Below are 9,159 nucleotides of genomic sequence, written 5' to 3' on the forward strand. Positions count from 1 at the left end.
AAAAAACCGCAAACGTTCCCATTCCGAGGTGAACGTCGCGGTTGGGTTTCAGAGGGTGTGGAGCGTATTTGTCCAGACCTTGACCACAGTCGATATGATATCGGCAAATAGAGTTACCCCCAGAGCCGGATGAGTGGCTTTTAGGGGGAGTCGCTGGATGTGTCAACATCGCTTGCTTCATGGTACAAACACCCTGCCCTCTTACTGCAAAACCCGCCGAATGCCATACTCTAGATGTGGCATGTACACTCTATCGGAGCCTTTAATGCAGATCATCGGATTGTGCCGTTTTTCCTACCGTGCAATGGGTAGTTTTCAGGTTGAACATGACAGCGTCGAAGAACGCAGCGCGTTCCTGTATCAGACCAAGCGCATGGAAGAGCGGTTTCGCCACTTTGAAACGATCATGCTGCCCTCAATAGCGGCGCAGACCGAGGGTGATTTTACCTTTGTGATCGTCATCGGGGATAACCTGCCCGACATCTACCAAGAACGCTTGTTCGATCTATGCGCACCGATCCCGCAGATCGTCATTCAAGCGCACGCCCCTGCAGATCATCGCGAAACCATGCAGAAGGCGTTCAACGCAGTGCGTGTCAAATCTGATAACCCTGTTTGCAATTTCGCCATGATGATGACGATGCGATTGGTTAAACTTTCATTGAACACTTCAAGCAAGCAGCACAGGACTGTCAGCCGCTTCTGGCGCGCAACAAGTTCGTCGCGTTTGATTATCCCCGAGGGTTCGTGGTGCGCCCCTGTGCCGAAGGACTGCTATCTGAAGAGACGTTTCATCCGTATTGGGGTGTTGCACTGGGCGTGGCTGTCGCACCGCATATTCGCAAATGCATCATGAACTTCTCGCACGGTCGCATGGGGCGGTTTATGCCCTCTATCAGCTTTGACAAACCAGCGATGTATTTGCGCGGCCACAATGACTTTAATGACAGTCGTCAAGGTCCTCTCGTGACCGCACCCGATTTGAAGCTACTTGATGCACAGGGTGAAGCGATGATGCGTGTCGAATTTGGGGTCGACGCTGATCACATCAGACGCGTGTTTGGTTATGTCAGTGCCGCACGTCGTTTGGCCCAGCCTTCACGGTATAGCGTGAAGATGCCAGTCGCGACGATCAACCCCGCCCCGACAAATGTCAGGGGTTCGGGCCATTCGCCAAAGAACAGATACCCAAGCACCAAAGCCCAAATCATCGCTGTGTAGCGAAAGGGTGACGTAAACCCGACTTCGCCGATGCGCATGACCATCACGGAAAACACATAGCCCCCTATCACAAAGATCACAGACGCGAGCAACATGAGTGTTTGCACGCTGTTAAATGTGTTCCATTCGCCCGACATTGCGCTCACGCAACCTGCAAACGACATTACGAACAACGATCCCACTAGCGTCACTGTAAGCGAGGGCACATCTTTGCTGAGGCGGCGCGCAGCAAGATCACGAACTGTTACGCAGATAACCGCTATAAGAACATAGACCGAGTGTATCGTGAAACCGTCAGTTCCCGGGCGAACAATCAACAGCATTCCACCGAAACCGATCACAATGGCCAGCATACGTCGCCAGCCAATCGCCTCTTTAAAGATAAGCGCGGCAACAAGTGTCACAGTCAAAGGTAGTGTCTGCAAAATCGCGGTCACATTTGCGAAAGGCATATTCAGGAGTGCGGTCAGAAAGAAATACGCAGCAGCAACCTCGGCCAATGAACGCAATAGAATGAGCCAACGATCTTTTGCGAGCGCAGGCCAATCTAGAGCTTTTAAGTAGCGTGCGAGCAGGTAGATCAGCGCGCTTGCGAGAATTCCGCGCAAGAAAAGCAGTTGCGACAATGGGATGTCGGTTCCTATCCCTTTTATGCAGAGATCATTAAACGTAAACGCCGCCATGGAGCACATCATCAAGAGCGCGCCCTTGGCATTATCGGAGAGGTTGGCAAACATGTTCATTCTTCTTCTATTGCCTAAGGACTGGCCAAGTCCTAGCCCCTAAGCGACGTTAAGCGTCGCTATATTTAGTAAACCACCTCAGGCCATCAATAGCGAATCTTCGCGCCGGTATTCGCATCCGATCTAATCTTGATAGTTCAGCCCTTTAAGCACTTTAAAAACAGCGCCGTATCCACACGCGCCATGATCCAGCTCTGCAAGATCTGGGGCGCTTGAGATTTGGATGTGTTGGATATCGTGACAATACTCACGCAAACGCTCAAGCACATCCCCGTCCATGATCTGCACGTGCTAGCAATCAAATTGCAGCAAGCCCACGTTCGCCTTCATTCCAATCGCCCGACGATACGTTGTGCAGCGCAAGGATGACGCCCGCATTCTCAGCAAGCTCAACAATACGTTCGGGGAAAAATCGTAGGGAAACAAGCACTCGATGCCATTACCCCCTGCCCGCGCTGCCGCTTTAAAGCGGCTCTCAAAAGGGAGCTCTGTAAACATGAAACTTAGGTTAGCAGCAAAATTCAAAGGCATTTTTGTTCAACAAGACCTGCGTCAGTCGACTACCCTTCAAGGAACTCAGTGGCCTCAAGGATCGTCGAACAAAGACTGTCAAAAAAGCCCAAATGTGTGACATCTACCAAACCAGACGTAGCGCGATCCTCACGCGTGTTAACGTCGTCAGCAACGTTCATCGCTACCATTGAAGATGGGTTAGCGAGCAGTTCGCGATAGCTCGCCCCTTTGCCATGCTTCAGCACATTCACAGCGAGGTAATATTGATGCAGTCGATCCGCCAGATCAGGTTCACCAGCCTCCAGCAATTTCGTTTTTAGCTTACGCGAAAACGGGCCGCGCTTGAAATGATGCTGCATACGCGCTTCGAAAACCGAAAAGATATCTACGGCCACCGCTTCCAACTCTGCGATCGCAATGTCTAAATCCTGTCTCGCGCCTTTGAGAGCCTGAGTCTCTGAAATGCGTTCTTGGCATGCGTTTGCTGTGCTTTGCGCCGCGGCGACCAATTCCGGCACGCTGTGTGAAGCTTCCATCGTTCATTCTCCTAAAGGTACACTGTCCCTTAAGCTATTCGACAGAGAATGATAGTGTAGACCGGAATAGAGAAACTGACGCGTTTTAGAGGTCGCTTTTCTTCCTAAGACTTAAACGCTTTTGGAAGTGATCTGGATCTAAATCAAAATTGCGCAAAGAACCGATGAATGAAGTGGATACTTTCATACAGCACGTCGGGCTTTGCCTTTTGGCAGCATTTTGATGGCAGCCGTTCACAGCGCGGCGCAAAGCGTGCCAATCGGGAAAATCATATTTTGGCGTTCAGCATTGGCGCTGCTTCCTATTTGTTTGAACATGGTCGCGCGCAACGAATTCCCCAATACTTTGAAATGACAACGCCCGATGTTGCATGCCACGCGCTATCTCTTTGGCGCATTTTCTATGGCGATGTCGTTTCTATCCTTGGCCGATTTTCCCGTCACAAATAACCAAATCCTGGGCCATCTGGCCTCCGTTCTTTTCTTGCCTCTTGCCGCTTTCCTCTCGAAAAAGCGCATTTCAAAGGCAATCAACAGTGCGATCGCATTCGGATTTTCAGGCGTTATTCTACTATTGCAGGACCCTTTAGTAGCGTTGGAAGACCACGCTGAAATCGGCGTCTTCGCAGGTTTGGCATACGCCTTCACGATGACCTTCCTGCGCGTGCACACCAAGACTATGACGCATACAAAAAGCGCACCCGTTAGCGCGTAGGCACCTTTCGATTTTGCCGGACTTGGTTGAGCGCTTGGCTTTGATCTTGTTTTGTTTTCCGTCCTGCCAAGCAGTGTCGGGTTCATAAGTGTCTTCGCAATATCAGCCGCAGCCTTGATCGAAACGCTTGCTGGGCAGCCCGCTAGAAGAGCGGAATTCCACGAACGAAAAAGGCCCCCACTATTGCTAGCAAGGGCCTTTCTCAATTTCTAAGTGTTACGCTTTACTCGTCGCGGCTTTCGGGTGTGGAAAACACATCCTCTGCCTTCTCGAACACGTCACCACCGACAATATCATCCGTTGGTGCGGCCAGTGCGGCAGCAGCTTCGGCTTCAATGCGGCGTGCTTCAACAACGACGTTATCGCGATCTTGCGCAACGCGTTGCATCTGCTGTGTCGCCCCGCCTGTACCGGCTGGGATCAGACGACCCACGATGACGTTCTCTTTGAGGCCGACCAGCTTGTCGCGCTTGCCCTGTACGGATGCTTCCGTAAGAACACGCGTTGTTTCCTGGAACGACGCCGCGGAGATGAATGAACGTGTCTGCAAGGACGCCTTGGTGATACCCAGCAGAATTGGCTCAGCCGTTGCGGGCTTGTACCCACGGGCATTTGCCTTTTCATTGGCCTGCAAGAATTCTTGCTTATCAACGTGCTCGCCTTTGAGCAGTGTTGTCTGGCCACTGTCGAGGATTTCCCATTTCTGGAGCATCTGACGTACGATGACTTCGATGTGCTTGTCGTTAATCTTAACGCCCTGAAGGCGATAAACGTCCTGCACTTCGTTAATCATATAGTCAGCCAACGCTTCGACACCCATGATAGAAAGGATGTCATGCGGCGCAGGGTTACCGTCCATGATGTAGTCACCTTTGGAGACGAAGTCACCTTCCTGAACAGGAATGTGCTTGCCCTTAGGAACCATGTACTCAACGGTTTCCAAGCTCTCGTCGATAGGCTCGATGGAAATGCGGCGCTTGTTTTTGTAGTCTTTACCAAAGCGTACGTTGCCGTCGATTTCAGCGATGATCGCGTGATCCTTGGGGCGACGTGCCTCAAAGAGTTCCGCAACACGTGGCAGACCACCTGTAATGTCCTTGGTCTTGGCACCTTCACGCGGGATACGCGCGACGACGTCACCGGCTTGGACCTCAGAACCTTCTTCGATTGAAAGAACTGCATCCACGGACATTGGGTAGGTCACAGGGTTACCTGCATCGTTGCGTACTGGCTCGCCATCTTGATCAATGATCATGATTTCAGGCTTAAGCTCGTTACCCTTGGGTGCAGCACGCCAGTCGATCACGATCTTCTGGGTCATGCCTGTCGCTTCGTCTGTCTCGTCGCGCACGGCAATACCGGATGCGAGGTCAACGAACTTAGCAGTACCTGCTTTTTCAGCGATGATTGGCAGCGTGTAGGGATCCCACTCAAAGAGTTTGTCGCCACGTGCGGCCATCTCGCCGTCTTTTACAAACAACTTCGTACCGTAGCCCAGCTTGTAGCTTGCACGCTCTTCGCCGTTTTCATCGTTGATGATCATCTTCATGTTACGACCCATGACCATGATATCGCCAAGGGCGTTCTCAAGGAGTTGTGGGTTTTCAAAGACAACCTTACCGTCTTGGCTTGCTTCTTGGAACGACTGCTGGCCACCCTGAGCAACGCCGCCAATGTGGAATGTCCGCATTGTTAGCTGTGTACCCGGTTCACCGATGGACTGAGCGGCGATAATGCCGACAGCTTCACCAGAGTTAACCATTGTACCGCGTGCAAGGTCACGACCGTAGCACATGGCGCAAACGCCTTCTTCGGCTTCACATGTTAAAGGTGAACGGATGCGCATGGATGCAACGCCCGCCTCTTCGATTGTGTCACACATGATCTCGTCAAGCAGCGTGCCTGTCTTGAACAGAACTTCGTCAGTGCCAGGACGCAGAACGTCCTGTGCAACAACACGACCCAAGACACGGTCCGCAAGCGATGACACAACTTCACCATCGTTCACAGCCGCTTCGGCAGTGATCATTTTCTCAGTTCCACAATCGCGCATACGCACGATGCAATCCTGAGAAACGTCAACAAGACGACGTGTCAGATAACCAGAGTTCGCTGTTTTCAAAGCCGTGTCTGACAGACCCTTACGAGCACCGTGTGTAGAGTTAAAGTACTCCAAAACGGTCAGACCCTCTTTAAAGTTCGAGATGATCGGTGTTTCGATGATGTCGCCATTCGGCTTCGCCATCAAACCGCGCATACCGCCCAGCTGCTTCATCTGTGTCACAGAACCACGCGCACCAGAGTGAGCCATCATGTAAACCGAGTTCGGTTCCATTTCGGCGCCCTGATCATCGTGACGTGCAGCAGAAATAGAGCCCATCATCGCGTCAGTTACTTTGTCGTTACACTTTGACCAAGCATCGACAACTTTGTTGTACTTTTCACCCTGAGTGATCAGGCCGTCCATGTACTGCTGTTCAAAGTCTTTAACCTGACCGCGTGTTTCGTCAACGAGTGGCCATTTGGTTTCTGGGATCAGCATGTCGTCCTTACCGAACGAAATACCGGCCTTGAAAGCTTCACGGAAGCCCATTGTCATGATGTGATCACAGAAGATCACAGACTCTTTCTGACCACAGTAACGATAGACCGTGTCAATGATCTGCTGAACTTCTTTCTTACGCAGAAGACGGTTCACCAATTCAAACGGTGCTTTGGCATTCAGCGGCAAAAGCGCACCAAGACGTACGCGACCCGGCGTGGTTTCAAAGCGCTTCATGACTTCGTTGCCTTCATCATCGATCTGGGGAAGGCGCGCAGTGATTTTGGAGTGCAAGTGCACCGTGCCATTATCAAGTGCGTGCTGCACCTCATCGATGGAAGAGAAGACCATGCCTTCGCCTTTGATACCCGTACGCTCAAGCGTCGTGTAATACAGGCCAAGGATCATATCCTGTGACGGAACAATGATCGGTGCGCCGTTTGCAGGCGACAGAACGTTGTTCGTGGACATCATCAGAACACGGGCTTCAAGCTGTGCTTCCAAAGAAAGCGGTACGTGAACAGCCATTTGGTCACCGTCGAAGTCCGCGTTAAACGCAGAACACACGAGCGGATGAAGCTGGATCGCTTTTCCCTCAATAAGAACGGGTTCGAACGCCTGAATACCAAGACGGTGCAATGTCGGCGCACGGTTCAGCATGACTGGGTGCTCGCGAATGACCTCGTCCAAGATGTCCCAAACTTCGGGACGCTCTTTTTCAACGAGCTTCTTCGCCTGCTTCACTGTGGAAGACAGACCTTTGGCCTCAAGACGCGAATAGATGAACGGTTTAAACAGTTCGAGCGCCATCTTCTTGGGCAAGCCACACTGGTGCAACTTCAGCTCTGGACCCGTCACAATGACCGAACGACCAGAGAAGTCGACGCGCTTACCCAAAAGGTTTTGACGGAAACGACCTTGCTTACCCTTCAGCATGTCGCTGAGGGATTTCAAAGGACGCTTGTTTGCGCCAGTGATGACACGACCACGACGGCCATTGTCGAACAATGCGTCTACAGATTCCTGCAACATGCGCTTTTCGTTACGCACGATGATGTCAGGTGCGCGCAATTCAATCAGACGCTTAAGACGGTTGTTACGGTTGATTACACGACGATAGAGATCGTTCAGGTCAGACGTTGCAAAACGGCCGCCATCTAGTGGAACCAATGGGCGAAGCTCTGGCGGGATCACGGGGATCACTGTCAGGATCATCCACTCAGGACGGTTGCCGGACTCTAGGAAGCTTTCAACAACCTTAAGACGCTTGATGATCTTCTTTGGCTTTAGTTCGCCTGTCGCTTCAGCAAGATCCGCACGTAGCGTTTCTGCCTCGGACTCAAGATCAATCTGTGCCAGCATTTCGCGGATCGCTTCAGCACCGATGTTCGCAGTAAATGCGTCCATGCCGAAGGTGTCTTGCGCGTCCATGAACTCTTCTTCGGTCATCATCTGACCGTAGGTGAGGTCTGTCAAGCCAGGCTCGATTACGACATAGTTTTCAAAGTAGAGAACACGCTCAATATCACGCAAAGTCATGTCCAGCATCAGGCCGATGCGCGAAGGCAACGACTTGAGGAACCAGATGTGCGCAACTGGGGACGCCAGTTCGATGTGACCCATACGCTCACGACGTACTTTTTGAAGCGTAACTTCAACACCACATTTCTCGCAGACAACGCCGCGATACTTCATGCGCTTATATTTACCGCAGAGGCATTCGTAGTCTTTGATCGGGCCAAAGATACGCGCACAGAACAGGCCGTCGCGCTCTGGCTTGAAGGTACGATAGTTGATGGTTTCCGGCTTTTTGATTTCGCCAAAAGACCACGACAGGATGCGCTCAGGGGACGCGAGCGAGACTTTGATCTCGTCGAACGTCTTGATGGGGGCAACCGGGTTAAACGGGTTGTTTGTCAGTTCCTGGTTCATTTTCAAATCCTTGAAAGGGGAGCTTTGGGAGATAGAGGGCGGCGGTTTTTCTAGAAAAACCGCCATCCAAATTTTCTAGAAAATTTGGTCCCTATTCATCTTCCTCAGCGTCCAGGAGTTCCATGTTCAGACCAAGGCCGCGGACTTCCTTAACGAGAACGTTAAAGCTCTCTGGAATACCTGCCTCGTAGTTGTCTTCACCTTTAACGATGCTCTCATAGACCTTGGTACGGCCTGCAACGTCGTCCGACTTGACGGTGAGCATTTCCTGAAGCGTGTAGGCTGCGCCATATGCTTCAAGTGCCCAAACTTCCATCTCACCGAAGCGCTGTCCACCGAACTGCGCTTTACCGCCCAATGGCTGCTGTGTGACCAGCGAGTATGGACCCGTAGAACGCGCGTGGATTTTGTCGTCCACGAGGTGGTGCAGTTTCAGAAGGTACTTGATGCCAACCGTAACAGGGCGTGCAAACTGCTCGCCTGTACGGCCGTCAAACAAAACCGACTGACCACTTTCAGAGAAGCCAGCGCGTTTCAGCGAGTCGTTCACGTCATGCTCTTTCGCGCCGTCAAAGACTGGCGTCGCGATTGGAACGCCGTTTGTGACGTTGCCAGCCGCTTCGATCAGGTCATCATCGCTCATGATTTCCAGCCCTTCAGCATAGACGTCATCGCCATAAGCCAAACGCATCGCTTCTTTCACAGGTGTCAAATCGCCAGAGCGGCGATATGCGCCGAGTGCTTCATCGATGTTCATGCCGAGACCACGTGCGGCCCAACCCATGTGCGTTTCCAAAATCTGACCAACGTTCATACGCGATGGAACGCCAAGCGGGTTCAAACAGAAGTCAACAGGTGTACCATCCGCAAGGAACGGCATGTCTTCCATTGGAACAACCTTAGAAATAACACCTTTGTTACCGTGACGGCCGGCCATTTTGTCGCCTGGCTGAAGCT

General features: G+C 51.8%; 6 protein-coding genes and 3 pseudogenes. 3 read left to right on the forward strand and 6 right to left on the reverse strand.

Going from position 1 to position 9,159, the window contains the following annotated elements; genetic code table 11:
* Positions 1-304: 304 nt before the first annotated feature.
* Together QZ279_RS13400 and QZ279_RS13405 are read left to right on the forward strand one after the other, a co-directional pair.
* Positions 305-565 (forward strand): annotated as a pseudogene (locus tag QZ279_RS13400) (glycosyltransferase); the annotation flags it as partial.
* Between the two features lie 137 nt (positions 566-702).
* A pseudogene (locus tag QZ279_RS13405) lies at positions 703-897 on the forward strand (glycosyltransferase); the annotation flags it as partial.
* Between the two features lie 167 nt (positions 898-1,064).
* Here QZ279_RS13405 and QZ279_RS13410 read toward each other — a convergent pair.
* The 4 genes from QZ279_RS13410 to QZ279_RS13425 form a co-directional block, all read right to left on the reverse strand.
* A complete protein-coding gene (locus tag QZ279_RS13410) occupies positions 1,065-1,958 on the reverse strand; it encodes a DMT family transporter (RefSeq protein ID WP_366513972.1) in 894 nt (297 codons plus the stop codon).
* A 129-nt stretch (positions 1,959-2,087) separates the two neighbouring features.
* Positions 2,088-2,243: a hypothetical protein gene (locus QZ279_RS13415; RefSeq protein WP_293451699.1), complete on the reverse strand. Its 156-nt coding sequence runs from the start codon at positions 2,241-2,243 to the stop codon at positions 2,088-2,090.
* Positions 2,244-2,262: 19 nt separating this feature from the next.
* Complete coding sequence (locus QZ279_RS13420) at positions 2,263-2,394, reverse strand: hypothetical protein (RefSeq protein WP_293451701.1); 132 nt, start codon at positions 2,392-2,394, stop codon at positions 2,263-2,265.
* A gap of 130 nt (positions 2,395-2,524) precedes the next feature.
* Entirely contained in the window at positions 2,525-3,013 is a 489-nt protein-coding gene (locus QZ279_RS13425) for a hypothetical protein (RefSeq protein WP_293451703.1), read from the reverse strand.
* Between the two features lie 364 nt (positions 3,014-3,377).
* Between QZ279_RS13425 and QZ279_RS13430 the strand changes: the two genes are divergently transcribed.
* A complete protein-coding gene (locus QZ279_RS13430) occupies positions 3,378-3,728 on the forward strand; it encodes a hypothetical protein (RefSeq protein ID WP_293451705.1) in 351 nt (116 codons plus the stop codon).
* A gap of 223 nt (positions 3,729-3,951) precedes the next feature.
* Here QZ279_RS13430 and rpoC read toward each other — a convergent pair whose 3' ends face one another.
* A complete protein-coding gene (gene rpoC, locus QZ279_RS13435; RefSeq protein ID WP_293451707.1) occupies positions 3,952-8,202 on the reverse strand; it encodes a DNA-directed RNA polymerase subunit beta' in 4,251 nt (1,416 codons plus the stop codon).
* A gap of 91 nt (positions 8,203-8,293) precedes the next feature.
* Positions 8,294-9,159 (reverse strand): annotated as a pseudogene (locus tag QZ279_RS13440) (DNA-directed RNA polymerase subunit beta); the annotation flags it as partial.

Origin of the sequence: Planktotalea sp. (assembly GCF_018607965.1) — a bacterium.
GTDB lineage: Bacteria > Pseudomonadota > Alphaproteobacteria > Rhodobacterales > Rhodobacteraceae > Planktotalea.